This is a genomic window from Chitinivorax sp. PXF-14 (genome assembly GCF_040812015.1).
Taxonomy (GTDB): Bacteria; Pseudomonadota; Gammaproteobacteria; order Burkholderiales; family SCOH01; genus JBFNXJ01.
The window spans coordinates 108,994-129,462 of record NZ_JBFNXJ010000012.1 but is presented as its reverse complement, the minus strand read 5'-3'; the positions used below and the strand labels follow the sequence as shown (position 1 = coordinate 129,462).

The following is a 20,469-nucleotide window of genomic DNA, read 5'->3' as shown; positions in this document are numbered from 1 at the left end:
GATTCCTCGGGTCCGTTGTTCTCGTTCTGGGGCGGCGCCTGGCGACTCGCGCGTGACAGGGCAGGGAAGCGGGGCGGGAATCTCCCGTCGGCAGCGGCCAGGCATGCTTATTTATAGACATCTCCCGCACAATGCCACGGCAAAGCTGCGCCAGGGCTGGCAATCGACGCAGCCGTGACGGGCCGCCAGCGGGTGTCTGACGCGCGAACGGGGGCAGCCGGGCTGGCGGCGTTGAACGCGCAACCCGGCTGCGCCCGGAACCGCCCTGCGTGATGCCATGAGCCGCGCATGAGCCAGAATCAAGCCCATGCAGCAAGCACTGGGCCGGCGCTCAGACTGCCGCGAGCTGCGGCTGGGTTGCCGCCTGTGCCTGCAGGTGCCGGTTCAGGCCGCTCAGGATGGCCTTCAGGGCCGCCGCCACGATATTGCCGTCGATGCCGACGCCGAACACCACGCCGCCCTGCGCCACACGCATCTCGATATAGCACACCGCGTCGGCGCCCGCGCCGGCATCGACCGCATGCTCATGGTAGTCGACCACCGCCAGCGGCAGGCCGAGGCTCGCCACGAAGGCGTCGATCGGCCCGTTGCCGTGCCCGCTGAGCTGCTGCTCGACGCCGTCACGCCGGATTGTCGCCGCCAGCCGCACCTGCTGCGCGCCTGTTCCGGCCTGGTCCTCCATGCGGTGGCCGAGGTAGGCATAGGGCGCGGCGCCGTCGAGATACTCGTGGCGGAACAGGCGGTAGATGCCCTCGGCCGTCATCTCCTTGCCCTGGGCATCGGTCTCGCGCTGAATCGCGCGGCTGAACTCGATCTGCAGCCGGCGCGGCAGGTCGAGGCCGTATTCCTGCTGCAACAGGAAGCTCACCCCGCCCTTGCCGGACTGGCTGTTGACGCGGATCACCGCATCGTAGCTGCGGCTCACGTCGGCCGGGTCGATCGGCAGGTAGGGCACCTCCCAGCAGGCGTCCGGTCGCTGCTTGGCGAAGCCCTTCTTGATCGCGTCCTGGTGCGAGCCGGAGAAGGCCGTGTAGACGAGATCGCCGGCATAGGGGTGGCGCGGGTGCACCGGCAGCTGGTTGCAGCATTCGACCACCTCGCGCACCTGATCGATGTCGGAGAAATCGAGGCCGGGGTGCACGCCCTGCGAATACAGGTTCAACGCCAGCGTCACCAGATCGACGTTGCCGGTGCGCTCGCCATTGCCGAACAGGCAGCCCTCGACGCGCTCGGCACCCGCCATCACCGCCAGTTCGGCCGCGGCCACGGCGGTGCCGCGGTCGTTGTGCGGGTGCACGCTGAGGATGATGCTGTCGCGCCGCGCGAGGTGGCGGTGCATCCACTCGATCTGGTCGGCATAGGTGTTCGGCGTGGACATCTCCACCGTGGCCGGCAGGTTGATGATCATCTTGCGCTCGGGCGTCGGCGCCCATGCCGCGCTGACCTCGTCGCACACCTCGAGCGCGAAGTCGATCTCGGTCGCCGAGAAGGTCTCGGGCGAATACTGGAACACCCACTCGGTCTCCGGCATTGTCGCGGTAATCTGCCTGATCAGGCGCGTGCCCTGCAGCGCGATCCGTTTCACACCGTCGCGGTCGCTGTCGAACACGATGCGGCGAAACGACGGCGCGATCGGGTTGTACAGGTGCACGATGGCGCGGTGCACGCCACGCAGCGAATCGAGCGTGCGGCGGATCAGGTCCTCGCGCGCTTGCGTCAGCACTTCGATGGTCACGTCGGGCGGGATCAGCCCGTTATCGATCAACTGCCGCACGAAGTCGAAATCGGTCTGCGACGCAGACGGGAAGGCCACCTCGATCTCCTTGAAGCCGGCCGCCACCAAGAGCTCGAACATGCGCAGCTTGCGCGCCACCGACATCGGCTCGATCAGCGCCTGGTTGCCGTCGCGCAGATCGGTGCTCATCCAGATCGGTGGATGGCTGATCGCCTGGCTGGGCCAGGTGCGGTCAGGCAAGGCTATCGGGGTGAAGGCGCGGTATTTGCGGGCTGGGTGCGTGAGCATGGTGCTTCCTTGTCGGTTGAAATGGATGGAGGGTTGGGGGGGGGCTCAGTCGGAGCCGCCTGTGCTATTGGTCGATGGCGGCACGCGGTACCAGGTGCTCGGGGAGGTGGCGGTTCAGCGCTTTGGCCTGCCCGGTGATGTCGTCGAAGTCGAATGCCAGCTTGCCTACGCCTACCCTGGCGAAGCACGATAGACAAAACGTCTATTTATGCTGGATTTTGCGTGCGTTTCCATAAAAGCCCGCAAGATTCATCAGATATTATGTCTGATAATGTCGAATGCACAAGTGTATTCAATCTGCTTCTCTAGATTTTCTTCTGAAAAAGACATAATGTCCGAACTTTGATTGTGGCGGGGTCTTGTTCAGAGGCTGGTCTTCAGTGATTGCCGGTATGGAGCGTGACACTATATGAATGGCAAAATGGCCCGTCAGGCGCGGAAAAGCGGCAAAGTCAGGTGCAAGCGTGGGAGAGGGGAAAGGGGAGAAAGTGACCGGCAGCGACCCTGCCGGCAAAGGAATAGCCGCCCAACCCATGCAGATCGAGCGGGGGCGGCATACGGATTATCAGACGTTACGTCTGATTTTCGGCGGGGTTCAATGTTGCCGATACGGCTCCGTCATGCAGCTGCACCGGGGGCGTACCTGATCCGGCGCTCAGGCCGACCGTACCAGCAGGGCGGTCAACCTGCGCACTACCGGCAACACCAGCAACAGCACCGGGAACGCGATGAGTCACGACAGCGCCCAGGCGCCAGGCCATACCTGCAGGAAATGGACGCCCCAGCCTATGCTCTTGAACGTGCTGATGAGTGAGACGATGCAGGTCATCAGCAGCGACAGCAGGAAGGGCATGACGATGCCGGCGTAGCGTGCCGGCAGTTTGCGGGTGGCAAATAAGGATTGCGATGTCGAAGGGCTCATGACAGCTCCATTAAGCCGGCCAGGCAAGGCGCCTTCTCCGCCGCGGGCGACGGAGAAATACAACCCCGACAAGAGCCGGTGGAAGTCGCGCGTTGATTGACGTAAACGCTTACGGCTGTCTTCGAATGAAGATCGCGCAGCCATGCTGGCAGGGAAGCCGGGGCGGCGCCACTACTTGCCGCCACGCGAATGCCCTGGCGCCGGCCATGGGCGCGGCGCTGCCGTCGGCCGTCCCTGGTGCGCAGGGAAGGGCGCCTCAGTCATCCCGCGTCAGCACTTCGAGCAGCTCGATCTCGAAGATCAGGTTCGAATTGGGCTGGATATGGGCGCCGACCTGGCGCTCGCCATAGGCCAGGTGCGCGGGCACGAACAGCTTGCGCTTGCCGCCCACCTTCATCCCCATCAGCCCCTGATCCCAGCCCTTGATCACGCGGCCGGTGCCGATCACGCACTGGAAAGGCTTGCCGCGGTCGTAGGAGGAATCGAAGCGGGTGCCGTCTTCGAGCCAGCCGGTGTACTGCGTGGTGATCAGGGCGCCCTTGACGGCTTCCTTGCCGTCGCCGAGCTGGAGGTCTTCAATCCGAAGTTCGTCGTTCATCGGGGTTCCGTGCCGCTTGCGGTGAGTGGCCAGCCCGCACGGCGTGCAGGCTGGGGTTGACCGCCATTTTAACCGAGCGGACGGCGCCGGCCCCTGTTGTCTGGCTCAGATCCAGCCCAGCCCGCCGGCAAACACACCGAGCCCCGCCGCCACGATGCCCGCGAGGCTCGCGACGACCGCGATCTGGCGCCGGTGCGACGCCATGTCGTGCACCCAGTAGGCGACGACGAAGAACGGCATGTAGCCGATCAGCCAGATCAGCAGCGGCGCGCCTGCGTTCCAGCCGCGCCACTCCCAGGTCAGCGCGCCGATGTGGTTGAGCCACAGCTCGACGATCACGCACAGCACCGAGTTCACGCAGGCGAGCAGCCAGCGGTTGTTGATGCCGAATAGCGTCAGCGAGCGGTCGCGCGGCAGCAGGCGCACCGCGAACAGCCCCATGATCGCGAACATGAAGCTGATCTCGATATTGAGCCCGATCAGGATCACGTAGGCCGAGCTGCCCGGCGTGCCCCAGGCCGGCGCGAAGCCTGAGAAATGGAACAGCAGGCCGTTCCAGATCTCGTTGATCCAGTCCATCAGCCAGAACGCGAGCCCCGCCAGCACCACGCTCCAGCGTCGCTCGGCGGCCTGCTCGCCGTAGGCGTAAAGCACCAGCAGCAGCAGCGGGATCACATACCACTGGAAATGCGACGAATCGCGTAACAGGGACTGGGCCTGGGCGGCCGATGCAGCCATCATGATGGTCTCCTTTGTCGTTGTGCCGCCAATATTAGGGCGCACGCACGCGGCGAGGCTTGACAGAGTCGGACAGATTTTTTGACACTTCAGGCCATGTGCCCGACCGCCACTCCGCCGCCCACCGCCCCGCTTGCCGGCAGCGTGCCGGGCTCCTACGCCCGCCTGCTGTTCGACCACCTCGCCGCGCGGGGTCTCGACAGCGCCGCCGTGCTCGGCGAGCCGACACCGGCGCCGGGCAGCGAGCCAAGCTACCCGGCCGAACGCTGGCGCAGCCTGCTCGCGCTGGCTGCACGCCAGCTTGGCGACCCCGCGCTCGGCCTGCATCTCGGCGCCGCCATCACGCCCGCCCACCTGGGGCCCCTGGGCTACGTGCTGCTGGCTTCCAGCACCGTCCCGGCCGCGCTGGAACGCTATATGCGCTACCAGCGGCTGGTGCACGACGTGAGCCCGGTGCGCCACTATCTCGCTGGCGAGGCGCTGGTGCTCGAATGGAGCGACGACTCGCGCGCCATCGGCCTGCTCGCCAACCAGTGCGGCCTGGCTGCGCTGGTGCAGTTTGCGCGTCACATCACCGGCACCGCGGCCACGCCGCTGTCGGTGCACTTCGTCGAGCCCGCGCCGGCCGATTGCACGGCGTATGCCGATTTCTTCGGTTGCCCGGTGCACTTCGGCCAGCCGGCCACCTGCATCCGTTTCCCCGCCACCTTGCTCGGCCTGCCGCTGCGCCAGTCCGACGCCGCGCTTGCCGCCATGCTGGAGCGGCAGGTCGATGCCATGCTCGCTGCGCTGCCGCAAAAGGATCATCTGCTCAACGACGCCCGCCGCCTGATCACGCGCCACCTGCTGCAGGCAGACCCCTCGCTCGACAGCATCGCGGCCGAGCTCAACCTGTCCGGCCGCACGCTGCGGCGCCGGCTCGGCTCCATCGGCTGGCATTACCGTGCGCTGCTCGACGACACGCGCCGCCGCATCGCCGAGGATTATCTGCGCGATCCGCGGCTGACCCTGCCCGAGGTCGCGCTGCTGCTCGGCTATTCGGAGCAGAGCGCCTTCAACCGGGCGTTCCGGCGTTGGACGGGGATATCGCCGCTCAACTGGCGCAAGGCCGGCCGCGGCTGAGCCGGGTGGGGCGCATTGCCGGAAAATGGCCGTGGGGACCTGTCGAGCACACGCAATCCGCAAGCAGATGATGCATACTGAGTGCAGTGCACAAGAAGGATGTTTCAAGCCCATGGTGGCCAAAGGTGACGTACCGCTCGCCAGCTTCATCGACTTGCTGCTCGACGCCGTCTGCGTGGTCGACAAGGCGGGGCGCTATGTGCATGTCAGCGCGGCATTCGAGCGCATCTTCGGCTACCGGCCGGAGGAGGTCGTCGGCAGGCCGATGATCGAGCTGGTGGTGCCGGAAGACCGCGAGTCCACGCTGAGCGCCGCCAGCCAGATCATGGCGGGCCAGCCCAACCCGCACTTCGAGAACCGTTACATCCGCAAGGATGGGGGTGTCGTCCACGTCATGTGGTCGGCGCGCTGGTCAGAAGACGATCAGGTGCGCATCGCCGTTGCTCACGACATCACCGCGCGCAAGCAGGCCGAGGCGCGGCAGGCCGTGGTCTACGCCATTTCCGAGGCGGCTCACCGGGCAAACGACCTGCCCGCGCTGTTTCACCACATCCACCAGATCATCGGCAGCGTACTGCCCGCCCGCCAGTTCACCGTCGCGCTGCGGGAGGAGGGCTGCGACGAGCTGAGCCTGGCTTACCACATCGATGCCAACGGCGATAAACCGGCCGACGCGCGCTTGGCGACCGAGGCCATCGCCGCCGAGATCATCCACAGCGGCCTGCCGCTGCTGATCACACCCGAGATCACCTCGCTGCGTCCCGATCCGGCCTGCCCGCCCGACGGCCACCGCACCCTGTGCTGGCTAGGCATCCCGCTCAGCGCGCAGGATGGCGTCATTGGCGCCGTCATCTTGCGCCGCACCGGCTGCGAGCTGCGCTACACCAACGCCGATAAAGAATTCCTGCAGTTCATCTCGGCGCAGATATCGGCCGCCGTCGAGCGCCAGCAGCTGTATTCGCGGTTGCAGCGCATGGCGCAATACGACGAGCTGACCGGCCTCGCCAACCGCAGGCTGCTGCAGGACCGCCTGAAACTCGCCTTCGCCCGCGCCCGGCGTGATGGCAGCTGCTTTGCGCTGCTCTACCTCGACCTCGACAAGTTCAAGCTGATCAACGATACCCATGGCCACGGCGTGGGCGACCTCCTGTTGCGGGAAGTGGCCGAGCGCCTGAAACGCTGCATACGCGAAACCGACACCGCCGCACGCATCGGCGGAGACGAATTCGTCGTGCTGCTGGAGGACATCGATCGGCTCACCCACGCCGAAGCGGTGGCGGAAAAGATCCGCTCCGACGTTACGCGGCCGCTCACCCTCGGCCCCGCAGCGCTGGACGTCGATGTCAGCATCGGCATCGCCCACTACCCCGAGCATGGCAGCGACGAGGCGCAACTGCTGCGCCACGCGGACGCGAATATGTACCAGGAAAAGAGCGGGGCCCGGGCGCGGCCGTCGATCTGACGTACGGCGAGCCGGGCCGTCTGCGGCCACGCATCGCCGCCATGCATGTACACCTTGCAACGGAGGAGCGACCGCGTGAAAAACCCCTACGCCTCGGCCCCCAGGCCCGACAACGCCTGGCAGGCCAAGGCCCGCAAGCTGGCCGAGTGGCACGAACAGGAGGCCGCCGCCTGCGAGCGTGCAGCCCAACTCGCCAGCGATGCCGGGCAACAGGCAGACTGGCAGCAAAAGGCCGCCTGGCATCGCGAGACAGCCGAGGCTTGGCGGGCCTTGGCGGGCAGCGAGCCACCGCGTGGCGGTGGATTTTCGGCGCGCGGGTGACTGCCGCCACTGCCGCGCGCAATATCAAGCAGGGCTAGCACGACCCAGCCAGTGCTAGGCCTGTCTGTCAAAACCGTCTATCCACACAGAGCCCCCGACGCAGGGCACGCCGGCGGCCTGCGCCGCGCTGACTGGGAGCGAGGTGCCGGGCGGCGGTCCCGCACCCGCCTTTGTCAGCGCGCGGCTTGCCGCTGGAAATACTGCTCCGCGTCGTCGAGCGCTTGCAGCAGCTCGGCGGCGCCAGCCTGGCGGATCTGGGGCTTGGCAATGCTCAGCATGTCGAAGCCGTGATTGGCCCGATCGACGATCGCGCCGAGTTCGCGATCCGCCTTGGTGCCAGCCGGCAGCATGGCCATGGCCGCGTCGAACAGCGCCTTGGCCTGCCGCCGCTGGGTGGCCGTGTCGCCACCGTCGAGCGACACAATCTGCTGGCGGACGATGTCGCGTGCCAGCGCAATATTGGTGAGGATGGGCTGGGCCGCGACGGGCTGCCCGGCGGTGCCGGCCACCACCGGCCGGTGGTGCTGGACTATCCAGTGTATGCCGCTGGGGATCACCAGCAGCATCGCGATCATTGCCGCCGCCAGCAGCTTCAGCATCGTGCCTTGTTGGCCCGCCGGGACCAGGGGAGTGCGAGTCGTCATGGGTCGTCTTTCTGTCGATATGTGCCGGCCGTGGGTGCGTTCTCGGCCACGGGTCATCGTGATGATAGAGGCGAATATGGATGGTAGGGCTTAATGCGTGCTTAAGTGCCTACGCGGCATTGAAACAATGTCGAATCGCTTGATGCAGGTCAAGCCGTGCCAAGCGCGTGGCGAAGGCGTCCAGTGTGCCGGCTGGGAAAGCGGTACGGTGGCCTCGACAGCCTTTGTTTACAAGCGCTTAGCTTTGTCGCTTGCACGGGCCGGGTGGTAAGATGCGAGCCCCATGCGACTCACCGACCTCCACCAACGCTTCGCCGATCTCAACGCGCTACCGGTTCACCGCGACCGGGTCGTGCGTGCCTGGCTGCAAGGCCGTCCGCTGGACGCCTGCCGCCGGCAGCTGGCCGAGCACTTCCTGCCGCTGTCGGTGCGCGACGGCTTGCCGCAGCTCGCCGCCGAGCTCGACCGGCTGGCCCGCGTCCACACCGAGCACCCGGCCGCCGATGGCTCAGCCCGCCTGCTGGTGGCGCTGGCCGACGGGCAGATGGTGGAAAGCGTGCTGCTGCCGCGCGATGGCGTCTGCGTCTCGACCCAGGTCGGGTGCGCGGTGGCCTGCCGCTTCTGCATGACTGGCAAGAGCGGCCTGCTGCGTCAGCTCAGCAGCACCGAGATCGTCGCCCAGGTCGTGCTGGCGCGGCGGCACCGGCCGGTCAAGAAGGTTGTGTTCATGGGCATGGGTGAGCCCGCGCACAACCTCGCCAACGTCCTCGAAGCGATCGACCTGCTCGGCACCGACGGCGGCATCGGCCACAAGAACCTGGTGTTCTCCACCGTCGGCGACCCGCGCGTGTTCGAGCAATTACCGCTGCAGCGCGTCAAGCCGGCGCTGGCGCTGTCACTGCACACCACCAAGGCCGAGCTGCGCGAACACCTGCTGCCGAAAGCCCCGAAGATCACCCCGCGCGAGTTGATCGAGCTGGGCGAGCACTACGCACGCCAGATCGGCTACCCGATCCAGTACCAGTGGACCTTGCTCAAGGGCATCAACGACGGCCAGGACGAGCTCGACGAAATCCTGCGCCTGTTCAAGGGCAAATACGCCGTGCTCAACCTGATCCCCTTCAACAGCCTCGAAGGCGACGACTACCAGCGCCCGGACGGCGCGCGCATCGTCGAGATCGTCCGCTACCTGCACAGCCGCGGCGTGCTAACCAAGGTGCGCAACAGCGCCGGCCAGGATGTCGACGGCGGCTGCGGCCAGCTTCGCGCGCGGACGGTGGAGGTGGTGGATGTCAGCCGGCTGGGCCGCGCCAGCCGCGCGGTGCAGGGCCAGGCGTGATGATGAACGACGACACCCGCCGGCCTGCGCTCAAACCCGTTGCCGGCGCGGCCCGACGATAGCTACGAGCCGCGCTACCACCCGGATAGGTAACGCTATAATGGCGGCCGATCCGTCTTAAACGTTTTTTTGGAATGCCCGCATGGAAATCAAGGTCAACTTTCTCGACAAGCTTCGCCTCGAGGCCAAGTTCGATGACTTCACGGTCATCGCCGATCAGCCCATCCGCTACAAGGGCGATGGCTCGGCGCCGGGGCCGTTCGATTACTTCCTGGCCTCATCGGCCTTGTGCGCGGCTTACTTCGTCAAGTTGTACTGCGAGACGCGCAACATCCCGACCGACAACATCCGCCTGTCGCAGAACAACATCGTCGATCCCGAAAACCGCTACAAGCAGATTTTCAAGATCCAGGTCGAGTTGCCGGCGGACATTTCCGACAAGGATCGGCAAGGCATCTTGCGCTCGATCGACCGTTGCACGGTCAAGAAGGTGGTGCAGACCGGGCCGGAGTTTGTGATCGAAGAGGTCGAGAACCTCGATGCCGACGCGCAGGCCCTGCTGACGCTGAGCCCGGCCGCAGAAGCGAGCACCTATATCCTCGGCAAGGATCTGCCGCTGGAACAAACCATCGCCAATATGTCGGGCGTGCTGGCCGGCCTCGGCATGAAGATCGAGATCGCCTCGTGGCGCAATCTGGTGCCCAATGTGTGGTCGCTGCATATCCGCGACGCGCACTCGCCGATGTGTTTCACCAACGGCAAGGGCGCGACCAAGGAAAGCGCACTGGCCTCGGCACTGGGCGAATTCATCGAGCGGCTCAACTGCAATCATTTCTACAACGACCAGTTCTGGGGCGAAGACATCGGCAACGCGGCCTTTGTGCATTACCCGGACGAGCGCTGGTTCCAGCCCGGCCCCGGCGATGCGCTGCCGGCAGGCATGCTCGACGAACACACCCTGCAGATCTACAACCCCGATGGCGAATTGCTCGGCTCGCATCTGTACGACACCAACTCCGGCAATATCGAGCGCGGCATCTGCGCGCTGCCCTACGTGCGCCAGTCGGACGGCGAGGTGGTGTATTTCCCGACCAACCTGATCGACAACCTGTTCCTCAGCAATGGCATGAGCGCCGGCAACACGCTGGCCGAAGCGCAGGTGCAGTGCCTGTCCGAAATCTTCGAGCGAGCGGTGAAACGCGAAATCCTCGAAGGCGAATACGCGCTGCCCGATGTGCCGCAGGACGTGCTGGCCAAATACCCCGGCATTGTGGCCGGGATTCAGGGCCTCGAAGCGCAGGGCTTTCCCGTGCTGGTGAAGGATGCCTCGCTGGGCGGGCAGTTCCCGGTGATGTGCGTCACCCTGATGAACCCGCGCACCGGCGGCGTGTTTGCCTCGTTCGGCGCGCATCCGAGCCTCGAAGTCGCGCTCGAACGCAGCCTGACCGAGCTACTGCAGGGCCGCAGCTTCGAAGGCCTGAACGATCTGCCGCGGCCGACCTTCGAAAGCAACGCCGTCACCGAACCGAACAACTTCGTCGAGCACTTCATCGATTCGAGCGGCGTGGTGTCGTGGCGCTTCTTCAGCGCCAAGGCCGATTTCGAATTCGTCGAGTGGGATTTCTCCGGCCATGGCGAAAACTCCAACATCGACGAAGCCGCAACCCTGTTCGGCATTCTCGAAGCGCTCGGCAAGGAAGTGTACGTGGCGGTGTACGACCAGCTCGACGCCACGGCCTGCCGCATCCTGGTGCCAGGCTATTCGGAAGTCTACCCGGTGGAAGACCTGATCTGGGACAACACCAACCGCGCGCTATCATTCCGCGACGACATCCTGAACCTGCACCGCCTCGACGACGCCAGCCTGGAAGCCCTGCTCGAACGGCTGGAAGACAGCGTCATCGACGACTACTCCACCATCATCACCCTGATCGGCGTCGAGTTCGACGAAAACACCGTCTGGGGCCAGCTGACGATTCTCGAACTGAAACTGCTGATCCATCTCGCCCTGAAGCAATTTGAAGAGGCGCACGAGCTGGTCGGCGCCTTCCTGCAATACAACGACAACACCGTCGAGCGCGGGCTGTTCTACCAGGCCCTGAACGTGGTGCTCGAGGTGCTGCTCGACGACGAGCTCGAGCTGGACGACTACGAAGCCAATTTCCGCCGCATGTTCGGCAACCCGCACATGGACGCGGCGTTGGGCTCAGTCAACGGCAGTGTGCGCTTCCACGGCCTCACGCCAACGAGCATGAAGCTGGAAGGCCTCAATCGGCATCAGCGGCTGATCGACAGCTACCAGAAACTGCATGCGGCGCGGGGCAGGGTGGCGGGGTTGTCTAGCTAGGGTGGTGAGGGCTGGAGGGATCGGCACGGGAGGGGGGGGCTGTTACAAGTGAAGAACGAGCTACGGGGAGACTAAGTCGATCTCCTGCGTGTTCTATACGTGAGCATGTAATCTGATCACATCAAACAGTTTCTTCCCTATCCCCGGAATTTTCAGAACGTCCTCTATCTTTGATAGCCGGCCATAAGTCGTACGGTACTGAATTAATGCATCAATTTTTGCTTGGCCAAGCCCGGGTATTCTAGACAACTCGGATGCTCCTGAATTGTTAATGTCTACTCCCAAAGGAGATTCAGATAATTTTATTTCGAGCACGGCAACGATCGCCGCGCCGATCGTAAACAATAAGTCACAATACTCGACTAGTCTTGCAGATGTAGGAATGTTTAAGGAGCTTCCTGTATGGGCGCATTCGTTTCTAACCTCAATGAAAGACCCCAACGCTAGCTTTAGTGTTGAATACTTTCCTCCCGTCACGGCATCTAAGCGAAGATTTCGCTGATCCACTCCAAGAGTGTCAAGTATTTTATCAATTACTACCGGGCTAGGATTGCCTTCAGTGTTAGCATAAGCTTCCCATAGGAGAATATAATCGTTTCCAGGGCTTGCTGGGGAGGATAGCCTCCTAGCAATATCAAGATGGTCTGATTTAACCCAGGAAACTCGCCCTTCTTTCCTGTATCTTTGCCCCAATAGCTGCCCACCTGCGACGAAGTGGTGAGATTGCATTTTGCCTGCCAAGAGCGCAAAGGGAATATTTCTTTGGCATATGGCCGTCACATAGGCTTGAGTGCAATCCTTAAGAAAACTTTCAAAAAAGCCACTAAGAATTACTGTAGAAGCGCAACGCAATGTTTCATCTCGGAGCCGTTCCTCAGGAGGTGCGGCCAATATCCGAGTCTCCATATCCTTTGCTACATCACGAATTCGATTTAGGGAATCGTCAAAACTGGAGAGGGCTGCCTGCATTCTGTCTATTTAAACTAGTGCAATCGACTTTATTGTTTGACCAATATAGCATTTACTACAGTTTCAATTCTGTAGTCAGCCGCTGTTCTCGCATTTGTTCCAACTGTAATTGATTTTACAAAAGCCTTGTCATTGAGGCATAAATTACAAAGAGTTTCACGAATTTTCAATCCATTTTTCTCAGTAATCTGCTCATTCGAGAGTTTTGATACGGTGTAAAGGATTGCATCTGCATAAGGGGCGGAAGGAAATTTTGAAACGCTATCTTTCGATATTGGTCTATGTAGAGCCTTGTCCCCGAGCAAAAACAAAACACGCTTCATTGTTTCAAGGAAAAGCTCATGATCCTTGTCTAGAAGAGTTTTATTTGTTGTATACTCTTCGTTTCTTTTGGACATAAAGTTATTTAAAAAAACCTTCAAACTTCCATCAAATTTCTTGTAGTCCTGAAATGCAAAAAACCGAAGAACCATTTCCAAATCGGCCATTCTCTTATATATTCCATTCCTTTCCCTTCCTTTTGTATCAAGAGGTATTCCCCATAAACGTCGGAATTCCTCTAATTCTGATGCTTCATGAAGAAGTTTATTGAATGGTCCATAATATATAGCATTTCTCACCTCCATTGGCTCTGCTATTACACCGCCAGTGTTAAGTCTATCAAACACCTCGTACTTAACCTCAGGAACAGATTCATGAAGGATCAAAACCGCGGGTACAAATCGCCGCGTTATTGCCTGAGCAGGGCTGCTTAGACCCTGTACATGCATTTTTTGTAGATTTGAGAATTTTTTTCCAACCAGTTCTGTCCAGACCTCCAATCCAGAGAGCTTAAAATTTCCGGTAAGATATTCATACAGCGCCGTAAGGCGTTGACGGCCATCCAACACCAAATACTTGCCAGGTTCATATTCGCCCAAAAAAACCGGGGGTATAGGCACGTTCATGATTACGGACTCGATTAAGCGAGACTGCTGTGAGCGAGTCCACCTCAACCGGCGCTGAAACGTTGGTGCAAGATCGATTTCTCCATCGTCAATCATCGCTGCCAACTTAGAAATTGGAAGATCTACCTTTTGGGTAACGATTTGGCGCATTAATTGGCGCGCTTTGTTTTCCCAAGTAGAATTTCCAGTTGTCTCTGGCTCAATGCCTTCAATCTCTGGAGGGTCGTCAGAAATTGACTCTTCATCTTTCTCTGATGCGGGTACCTCATCATCATGGTCCATAGCACTGAAATTCATTTGCCAATCCTAAAGTTTTATAATGGGCAATTGTAGGCAGATTTCTGAAGACAAATAACACTTTCAGTTGCCCGACGCAGCCCGTACTTTTTAGTTGATGGGTGTTTATTACCCATTCTGGCTTTTGCCGGAAAGTCCAAAGAGGTGATTTTTTTTAACCCTATCGAGCTAAACATCTCCGCGGTAATCAAGGGGAGGTTGTTGTGGATTTCTTTGTAGTATGAATCTTGAACCACCAGCACACACTTACCCCCATCTTTCATAACTCTGGCTATCTCCTTTAGCGAGTTATAAATACTTGCATAGTATTGTGCATGGCTCTTGTAGTAATAAGTGCTCGATGCTTTTGAATCGTGTAGCCGCAGACGTTCAAGAAATGTTAAACACTCTTCTCCCCACTCCCTCATTATTGTAGGGGCGGCAACTGGAACCGTGGACGTACCTATCATTTTGCGCCGCAAATCCTGAAAACTATCTTTCGGCCGATATCCCAATATTGCCAACTCTGGCATTGTCGCAACGGCATAGTCTATCCGCGTACAATATGGTGGCGATGTAACCACCATATCAATTGATGAGTCATCGACAGCTAGTGCCTCGGAAGTGCCCGTCGCTATTGTGGTTTTCGCTGATAGGGCTGTTAGCCCCCAACTCTCGAATTGAAGAACAGAAGCCATTTCATTTACTTGCTTAATATATAAAGCAAATACCGATTGCTCTTCAATCGAAAGACGGTTATTTAAATTCGGTCGCTTTGTCCAAGTAGGATTCGATGGAATGAAAGGCTTCAATACATCTCTCAGAACTCTAAACATTGCCGTATAAAAGAATGCAGCAATATCCGACATGCAATTAACGCCTCTTTCACCATCTATTGAATGTTGCTCAATAGGGAGTAAAAGCTTCTGTATTGCTATATCGATTCTCCGAAAGATTCCTGCGCCTTGTGGGTAGAGCCAAGTCGTTAAAGGATCGTCAAATTGAATATCAAATTTTTCTTTACCGGCTTTCTCAATGATGTCCGCTGCCAAGGGAGAAAGGCTGTTGCAATCTCGTGGGTTGATCGAACGGGCCTTGGCGGCAACGACCATCGCCGGATTAAGGTCAAACCCAATCGATTCATAACCAAGTTCGAGGGCCGCCATTGTTGTCGTTCCCGCACCATTCCATGGATCAAGAATAGTGGATTTGTGTGAAAGCTCCGCAGAGTTTAGGAGCGCACGAACAAAATCAGGTGAATAGCCTGCGTAGTATGGAAACCACGAAACTCGCCCAGAGTTAGATGCCCCTGATTGTTTTGGATTCTCTATAGCTAGCACAATAGTCAATACTGCTTCTGACGGTGAACAGCAGAGATAAATAGTTCACATTATATTGAATAATCCAGCTACGGAAATGATTCAATGCCGTCGTGCGAAAAATGCCGTTGAAGTTTACCCAAATAGTATGTTTGTACCAGTTAGGCATTGCCAACATCACACATCAATATTCCGCGCCACCAACGCATTCTGCTCAATAAATGCGCGTCGCGGCTCGACCTGATCACCCATCAGCGTGGTGAAAATATCATCCGCTGCCATCGCATCCTCGATCTGCACTTTCAGCAGGCGGCGCACGGTGACGTCCATCGTGGTTTCCCATAGCTGTTCCGGGTTCATCTCGCCCAGGCCTTTATAGCGCTGGATGGTGAGGCCACGGCGGACTTCGGAGAGCAGCCAGTCGAGGGCCTGCTTGAAGTCGGCGACAGAGCGGCGTTGTTCGCTGCGTTTGGCGTAGCTGCCTTCGCCGAGTAGGCCGAGCAGGGCTTCGCCGGTTTTCTTGAGCTGGGCGTAGTCGCCGCTTTGCAGGAAATCCTGGTCGATGTACCAGTAGCTCAGGTTGCCGTGTTGCTGGCGTTCGATCTTGAGCACCCAGACGTCGTTCTTGGTGTCGTGCACGGCGCGCACGGCGAAGTTGGGTTCGCCGATCGCGGCTTGCAGCTTGGCGGCGCCGGCTTCGGCCTGGGCCTGGGTGGCGATTTCGATCAGGCCGGGGTCGCGGATCAGGGCGTAGAGCACGGCCTGGTCGATGACGCGGCTCTCGCGTTCGATCACGGCTTCGGCCAGCAGGTATTCGCGCGCCAGGGCGTCGAGCGCGTCGCCGCTGATCGGCTGCGCGCCTTCGCTGGCGTACAGTTCGGCGCCGTCGAGCGCCTGTTTGAGCAGGAACTGCTTGAGCTCGTGCTCGTCCTTCAGGTAGCGCTCGGTCTTGCCGTGCTTGACCTTGTACAGCGGCGGCTGGGCGATGTAGATGTGGCCGCGCTCGACCAGCTCGGGCATCTGGCGGTAGAAGAAGGTCAGCAGCAGCGTGCGGATGTGGGCACCATCGACGTCGGCATCGGTCATGATGATGATACGGTGGTAGCGCAGCTTTTCCGGGTTGTATTCGTCCTTGCCGATGCCGCAGCCGAGCGCGGTGATCAGCGTGGCGACTTCCTGCGAGCTGAGCAGCTTGTCGAAGCGCGCCTTCTCGACGTTGAGGATCTTGCCCTTGAGCGGCAGGATGGCCTGGAACTTGCGGTCGCGGCCCTGCTTGGCGGAGCCGCCTGCGGAGTCGCCCTCGACGAGGTAGAGTTCGCTGAGTGCCGGGTCTTTTTCCTGGCAGTCGGCCAGCTTGCCGGGCAGGCCCAGGCCGTCCATCACGCCCTTGCGGCGCGTGATTTCGCGGGCCTTGCGCGCGGCCTCGCGGGCCCGGGCGGCGTCGACGATCTTGCCGGTGATGATCTTGGCGTCGGACGGGTTTTCGAGCAGGAAGCTGCTGAGCGCTTCATTGAGGATTTCCTGCACGACCGGGCCGATCTCGCTGGAAACGAGCTTGTCCTTGGTCTGCGAGCTAAATTTCGGGTCCGGCAGCTTGACTGAGAGCACGCAGGACAGGCCTTCGCGCATGTCGTCGCCGGTGGTTTCGATCTTGGCCTTCTTGGCGATCTCGTTCTGTTCGATGTACTGGTTCAGCGTGCGCGTCATCACGTTGCGCAGCGCGGTCAGGTGCGTGCCGCCATCGCGCTGCGGAATGTTGTTGGTGAAGCACAGCACCGATTCCTGGTAGGAGTCGTTCCACTGCATCGCACATTCGACCGACATGCCTTCCTTCTCGCCCAGCGCGTAGAAGATGTGCGGGTGCAGTACGCTCTTGTTGCGGTTCACGTATTCGACGAAGGCCCTCACGCCGCCCTCGAATGCGAAGGTTTCTTCCTTGGCGTTACGGCGGTCGATCAGCTCGATCTTCACGCCGTTGTTGAGGAAGCTCAGCTCGCGGATGCGCTTGGCGAGGATCTCGTAGTGGAACTCGACCAGGCCGAAGGTTTCGATCGAGGCGAGGAAGTGCACCTCGGTGCCGCGATGATCGGTCTGCCCGACCACGCGCAACGGCTCGACGGCAACGCCCTGGCGGAATTCCATCGAGTGCACCTTGCCCTCGCGGCGGATGGTCAGGCGCAGCCAGTCGGACAGCGCGTTGACCACCGACACGCCGACGCCGTGCAGGCCGCCGGAGACCTTGTACGAGTTCTGGTCGAACTTGCCGCCGGCGTGCAGCTCGGTCATCACGATTTCGGCGGCGGAGCGCTTGAATTCGTCGTCTTCCTTGATGTCGGTCGGAATGCCGCGGCCGTTGTCCTCGACCGAGATCGAGTTGTCCGGGTGGATGATGACCTTGATCGTGTCGCAGTGGCCGGCCAGCGCCTCGTCGATGGCGTTGTCGAGCACTTCGAACACCATGTGGTGCAGGCCGGTACCGTCACCGGTATCACCGATATACATGCCCGGGCGCTTGCGCACGGCCTCCAGCCCTTTGAGGATGCGGATGCTGCTGGAGTCGTAGCTGTTGCCGTTTTCGCTTGGTGCCGGGTTCTGGATATCAGACATGGTGCCCTCTTACTGCTTTTGGCTGCGGATTCGCGTTCCGCCGCTCGTTATCTAAAAAACGCTGACGCCGGCTGGAGGCCGGCGTGTGGTGTGATGCGGTGCGTGGACTAGATGCGCATCGGCATCACGACATACTTGAAGCGGTCATTGTCCGGCAGCGTGATCAGCGCACTGCCCATGGCGTCGCCGAACGAGAAATTCATCGTCTCGACCGGCACGTTCGCCAGCACGTCGAGCAGGTAGGTGATGTTGAAGCCGATGTCGAGCGGCTCGCCGACGTAGTCGATTTCGAGCTCTTCCTGCGCTTCTTCCTGCTCGCTGTTGTTGCACAGGATGCGGATCATGCCGTTCATCAGTACCACGCGCACGCCGCGGAACTTCTCGTTGGACAGGATTGCGGCACGCTGTAGTGCCTGTTGCAGCAGCTGGCGGTCGATCACCAGGTGCTTGTCGTTGCGCGTCGGGATCACGCGGTTGTAGTCGGGGAACTTGCCGTCGACCACCTTGGAGGTCAGCACCACGTCCGCGAAGGTGAAGCGCACCTGGTTCTGGCCGATCTCGATGTTGACCGCGTCGTCGCTGTCGCCGAGCTGCTTGTACAGCTCTAGCACGGTCTTGCGCGGCAGGATCAGGTCGCTCTTTTCGACTTCGCCATCGAGCTCGTGGCTGACCAGCGCGAGGCGGTGGCCGTCGGTGGCGACGAGCTTCAGCTCGCGGCCGTCGGTGACGATGCACAGGCCGTTCAGGTAGTAACGGATGTCCTGGTGTGCCATCGAGTATTGCACTTGCGACAGCAGGTGCTTGAGTGTCTTTTGTGGCAGCGCGAACGCGATCTGGCCGCCGGCGGCAGGCGCTAGCTTGGGGAAGTCTTCCGCGGGCAGCGTCTGCAGGTTGAAGCGGCTCTTACCGGCCTTCACGGTCAGCTTGCCGTCGGCGTGGTCGAGCGTGACCGTGGCTGCATCGGGGATGGCGCGCAGGATGTCTTGCAGCTTCTTGGCCGATACGGTGATGGAGAAGTCTTCGCCCGCCAGCTCGCCCGGTGCCTGGGCCACGATCTGGATTTCCAGGTCGGTGGCGAGGAAGGACAGCTGTGGGCCCTTCTTCTCGATCAATACGTTGGACAGGATGGGTAGCGTATGACGGCGCTCGACGATGCCGGTCACCGTGGTCAACGGCTTCAGGATGAGGTCGCGTTCAGCCTGCATCAATACCATTTGCATTCTTCCTGTTCTGTGCTTCGGTCTATGCCGAAAATTTTAATGAAATCAGCAATTTTGATCAAATTTATCTATACCGGGTGATCAGCCCTTGATCATTTGCATCAGCACCTGATAGTCGTGCTTCAGTTGCGGATCCGACTCGCGCAGGTCGGCAATGGTTCGGCAGGCATGCAGCACCGTGGTGTGATCGCGTCCGCCAAAGGCCTCGCCGATCGCCGGTAGCGACATCTGCGTCAGCTCCTTGGCCAGCGCCATCGCAATCTGCCGTGGCCGGGCGATGTTGCGGCTGCGCTTCTTCGAGTGCATGTCGGACAGCTTGATCTTGTAGAAATCCGCCACGATCTTCTGGATGTTCTCCACCGACACTAGCCGGTTTTCCACCGCCAGCACGTCCTTCAGCGCATCCTTGACCAGATCGAGCGTCACCGGGTTGCCGGTGAAGCGCGAGTAGGCGAGCACCCGCTTCAGGGCGCCTTCGAGGTCGCGCACATTGGAGCGGATATGGCGAGCGATGAAGAATGCGACATTGTCGTCGAGCTTGAAGTTCTCCTGCTCGGCCTTCTTGAGCAGGATCGCCACGCGCATCTCGAGCTCCGGCGGCTCGATCGCCACGGTCAGCCCCCAGCCGAAGCGAGACACGAGGCGGTCGTCCATCTCCTTGATTTCCTTGGGGAAGGTGTCGCAGGTGATGACGATCTGCTTGTGCGATTCGATCAGCGTGTTGAAAGCGAAGAAGAATTCTTCCTGTGTGCGGTTCTTGCCGCTGATGAACTGGATATCGTCGACCAGCAGCAGGTCGAGCGAGTGGTAGTAGTCCTTGAACTTATCGAAAGCCTTGTGCTGATAGGCCTTGACTACGTCGGACACATAGCGTTCGGCGTGGATGTAGCGGATTTTGGCCTGCGGGTTCTGCTGGTGCACCAGGTTGCCGATGGCGTGCACCAGGTGGGTCTTGCCCAGGCCCGAGCCGCCATAGATGAACAGCGGATTGTAGGCGACGCCGGGGTTCTCCGCGATCTGCATCGCGGCGGCGCGCGCGAGCTGGTTCGCCTTACCGGTGACCAGATTGTCGAAGGTGTAGGTCGGAATCAGCCGCGTGGTCTCGTGGCTCGCGCCCATCTGCTTGAAGGCGGCCGCCTTGGCCGCCGGCTGCGGCTTGCCGGGCTCGGCACTCGTGCCGTTCCTGGGTTCAGCGATGGGCGCAGCAAGGCTCAGTGCGACGTTGACTGGGCGGCCGTAATACGTGCCTGCGAGCTCTTCGATGCGCGACAGGAAGCGGTCCTTGACGAACTGGATGGTGAAACGATTGGGTGCGATCAGGCGCAGCGCGTCTTCGTCCTCTTCGAACTTGAGCGGCTTGATCCATGTGTTGAACTGCTGAGCTGACAGCTCAGTTTCAAACGTGGACAGGCAAGAAGGCCAAAACTGCTCTTGTAGCGGCATTTCTAGTTTTTTGAGGTCGGAGTGGTTTGTGGTGATGCCGCGCGGCTGTGGAAACCCGCGTCGGGCCTGGCTGGACAAGGCGATGCGCCCGTCCGGGCGGAGTGCGCCCAAGCCGGCAAAGAGAGGCACATTCTAGCCAGTTTGCGAGAACTTATCCACAGCGGGGGGAAAA

Annotated in this window: 16 protein-coding genes and 1 pseudogene; 6 read left to right on the top strand and 11 right to left on the bottom strand. The window is 60.6% G+C overall.

Features of this window, described 5'->3' with window-relative positions; genetic code table 11:
• Nucleotides 1-331: 331 nt before the first annotated feature.
• A complete protein-coding gene (leuA, locus tag ABWL39_RS15005; protein WP_367792850.1) occupies nt 332-2,023 on the bottom strand; it encodes a 2-isopropylmalate synthase in 1,692 nt (563 codons plus the stop codon).
• A gap of 61 nt (nt 2,024-2,084) precedes the next feature.
• Here leuA and ABWL39_RS15000 point away from each other — a divergent pair, with 61 nt between their 5' ends.
• Nucleotides 2,085-2,216 (top strand): hypothetical protein, encoded by a 132-nt coding sequence (locus tag ABWL39_RS15000; protein WP_367792847.1) that lies wholly within the window; start codon nt 2,085-2,087, stop codon nt 2,214-2,216.
• 462 nt (nt 2,217-2,678) lie between these two features.
• Here ABWL39_RS15000 and ABWL39_RS14995 read toward each other — a convergent pair.
• The 3 genes and pseudogenes from ABWL39_RS14995 to ABWL39_RS14985 form a co-directional block, all read right to left on the bottom strand.
• Nucleotides 2,679-2,945: pseudogene (locus ABWL39_RS14995) on the bottom strand (DUF2798 domain-containing protein).
• A gap of 256 nt (nt 2,946-3,201) precedes the next feature.
• Nucleotides 3,202-3,543, bottom strand: a complete 342-nt coding sequence (locus ABWL39_RS14990) for an FKBP-type peptidyl-prolyl cis-trans isomerase (protein WP_367792844.1) — start codon at nt 3,541-3,543, stop codon at nt 3,202-3,204.
• Nucleotides 3,544-3,648: 105 nt separating this feature from the next.
• Nucleotides 3,649-4,284 (bottom strand): hypothetical protein, encoded by a 636-nt coding sequence (locus ABWL39_RS14985; protein WP_367792841.1) that lies wholly within the window; start codon nt 4,282-4,284, stop codon nt 3,649-3,651.
• A gap of 78 nt (nt 4,285-4,362) precedes the next feature.
• On the opposite strand from ABWL39_RS14985, the gene ABWL39_RS14980 reads away from it, so the two are divergent.
• The 3 genes from ABWL39_RS14980 to ABWL39_RS14970 all read left to right on the top strand — a co-directional run bounded on the left by ABWL39_RS14980 (nt 4,363) and on the right by ABWL39_RS14970 (nt 7,186).
• A complete protein-coding gene (locus ABWL39_RS14980; protein ID WP_367792838.1) occupies nt 4,363-5,403 on the top strand; it encodes an AraC family transcriptional regulator in 1,041 nt (346 codons plus the stop codon).
• 112 nt (nt 5,404-5,515) lie between these two features.
• Complete coding sequence (locus ABWL39_RS14975) at nt 5,516-6,865, top strand: diguanylate cyclase (RefSeq protein WP_367792835.1); 1,350 nt, start codon at nt 5,516-5,518, stop codon at nt 6,863-6,865.
• Between the two features lie 75 nt (nt 6,866-6,940).
• Nucleotides 6,941-7,186, top strand: coding sequence for a hypothetical protein (locus ABWL39_RS14970; protein WP_367792832.1), 246 nt, complete (start codon nt 6,941-6,943; stop codon nt 7,184-7,186).
• Between the two features lie 173 nt (nt 7,187-7,359).
• Here ABWL39_RS14970 and ABWL39_RS14965 read toward each other — a convergent pair whose 3' ends face one another.
• Nucleotides 7,360-7,830 carry a hypothetical protein gene (locus ABWL39_RS14965; RefSeq protein ID WP_367792829.1) on the bottom strand — a complete coding sequence of 157 codons (471 nt, stop codon included), beginning with the start codon at nt 7,828-7,830 and terminating at the stop codon, nt 7,360-7,362.
• Nucleotides 7,831-8,113: 283 nt separating this feature from the next.
• Between ABWL39_RS14965 and ABWL39_RS14960 the strand changes: the two genes are divergently transcribed.
• Nucleotides 8,114-9,169 carry an RNA methyltransferase gene (locus ABWL39_RS14960; protein WP_367792826.1) on the top strand — a complete coding sequence of 352 codons (1,056 nt, stop codon included), beginning with the start codon at nt 8,114-8,116 and terminating at the stop codon, nt 9,167-9,169.
• A gap of 142 nt (nt 9,170-9,311) precedes the next feature.
• A complete protein-coding gene (locus ABWL39_RS14955) occupies nt 9,312-11,516 on the top strand; it encodes an OsmC domain/YcaO domain-containing protein (protein WP_367792824.1) in 2,205 nt (734 codons plus the stop codon).
• A gap of 93 nt (nt 11,517-11,609) precedes the next feature.
• On the opposite strand, the gene ABWL39_RS14950 is transcribed toward ABWL39_RS14955, so the two are convergent.
• From ABWL39_RS14950 to dnaA, 6 genes are all read right to left on the bottom strand, one after another.
• The gene (locus tag ABWL39_RS14950) at nt 11,610-12,485 is read right to left on the bottom strand and encodes a helix-hairpin-helix domain-containing protein (protein ID WP_367792821.1); all 876 of its coding nucleotides are present in this window, start codon (nt 12,483-12,485) and stop codon (nt 11,610-11,612) included.
• Between the two features lie 29 nt (nt 12,486-12,514).
• Nucleotides 12,515-13,729, bottom strand: coding sequence for a DUF262 domain-containing protein (locus ABWL39_RS14945; RefSeq protein ID WP_367792818.1), 1,215 nt, complete (start codon nt 13,727-13,729; stop codon nt 12,515-12,517).
• Between the two features lie 17 nt (nt 13,730-13,746).
• Entirely contained in the window at nt 13,747-15,048 is a 1,302-nt protein-coding gene (locus ABWL39_RS14940) for a DNA methyltransferase (RefSeq protein ID WP_367792935.1), read from the bottom strand.
• A gap of 156 nt (nt 15,049-15,204) precedes the next feature.
• Complete coding sequence (gene gyrB, locus ABWL39_RS14935) at nt 15,205-17,634, bottom strand: DNA topoisomerase (ATP-hydrolyzing) subunit B (protein WP_367792815.1); 2,430 nt, start codon at nt 17,632-17,634, stop codon at nt 15,205-15,207.
• Between the two features lie 107 nt (nt 17,635-17,741).
• A complete protein-coding gene (gene dnaN, locus ABWL39_RS14930) occupies nt 17,742-18,848 on the bottom strand; it encodes a DNA polymerase III subunit beta (protein ID WP_367792812.1) in 1,107 nt (368 codons plus the stop codon).
• An 87-nt stretch (nt 18,849-18,935) separates the two neighbouring features.
• A complete protein-coding gene (gene dnaA / locus ABWL39_RS14925) occupies nt 18,936-20,297 on the bottom strand; it encodes a chromosomal replication initiator protein DnaA (protein WP_367792809.1) in 1,362 nt (453 codons plus the stop codon).
• Nucleotides 20,298-20,469 lie beyond the last annotated feature (172 nt).

Coding starts and splice junctions, on each gene's coding strand:
- leuA (WP_367792850.1), bottom strand. CDS start 2,023: ATGCTCACGCACCCAGCCCGCAAATACCGCGCCTTCACCCCGATAGCC.
- ABWL39_RS14990 (WP_367792844.1), bottom strand. CDS start 3,543: ATGAACGACGAACTTCGGATTGAAGACCTCCAGCTCGGCGACGGCAAG.
- ABWL39_RS14985 (WP_367792841.1), bottom strand. CDS start 4,284: ATGATGGCTGCATCGGCCGCCCAGGCCCAGTCCCTGTTACGCGATTCG.
- ABWL39_RS14975 (WP_367792835.1), top strand. CDS start 5,516: ATGGTGGCCAAAGGTGACGTACCGCTCGCCAGCTTCATCGACTTGCTG.
- ABWL39_RS14965 (WP_367792829.1), bottom strand. CDS start 7,830: ATGACGACTCGCACTCCCCTGGTCCCGGCGGGCCAACAAGGCACGATG.
- ABWL39_RS14960 (WP_367792826.1), top strand. CDS start 8,114: ATGCGACTCACCGACCTCCACCAACGCTTCGCCGATCTCAACGCGCTA.
- ABWL39_RS14955 (WP_367792824.1), top strand. CDS start 9,312: ATGGAAATCAAGGTCAACTTTCTCGACAAGCTTCGCCTCGAGGCCAAG.
- ABWL39_RS14950 (WP_367792821.1), bottom strand. CDS start 12,485: ATGCAGGCAGCCCTCTCCAGTTTTGACGATTCCCTAAATCGAATTCGT.
- ABWL39_RS14945 (WP_367792818.1), bottom strand. CDS start 13,729: ATGAATTTCAGTGCTATGGACCATGATGATGAGGTACCCGCATCAGAG.
- gyrB (WP_367792815.1), bottom strand. CDS start 17,634: ATGTCTGATATCCAGAACCCGGCACCAAGCGAAAACGGCAACAGCTAC.
- dnaN (WP_367792812.1), bottom strand. CDS start 18,848: ATGGTATTGATGCAGGCTGAACGCGACCTCATCCTGAAGCCGTTGACC.
- dnaA (WP_367792809.1), bottom strand. CDS start 20,297: ATGCCGCTACAAGAGCAGTTTTGGCCTTCTTGCCTGTCCACGTTTGAA.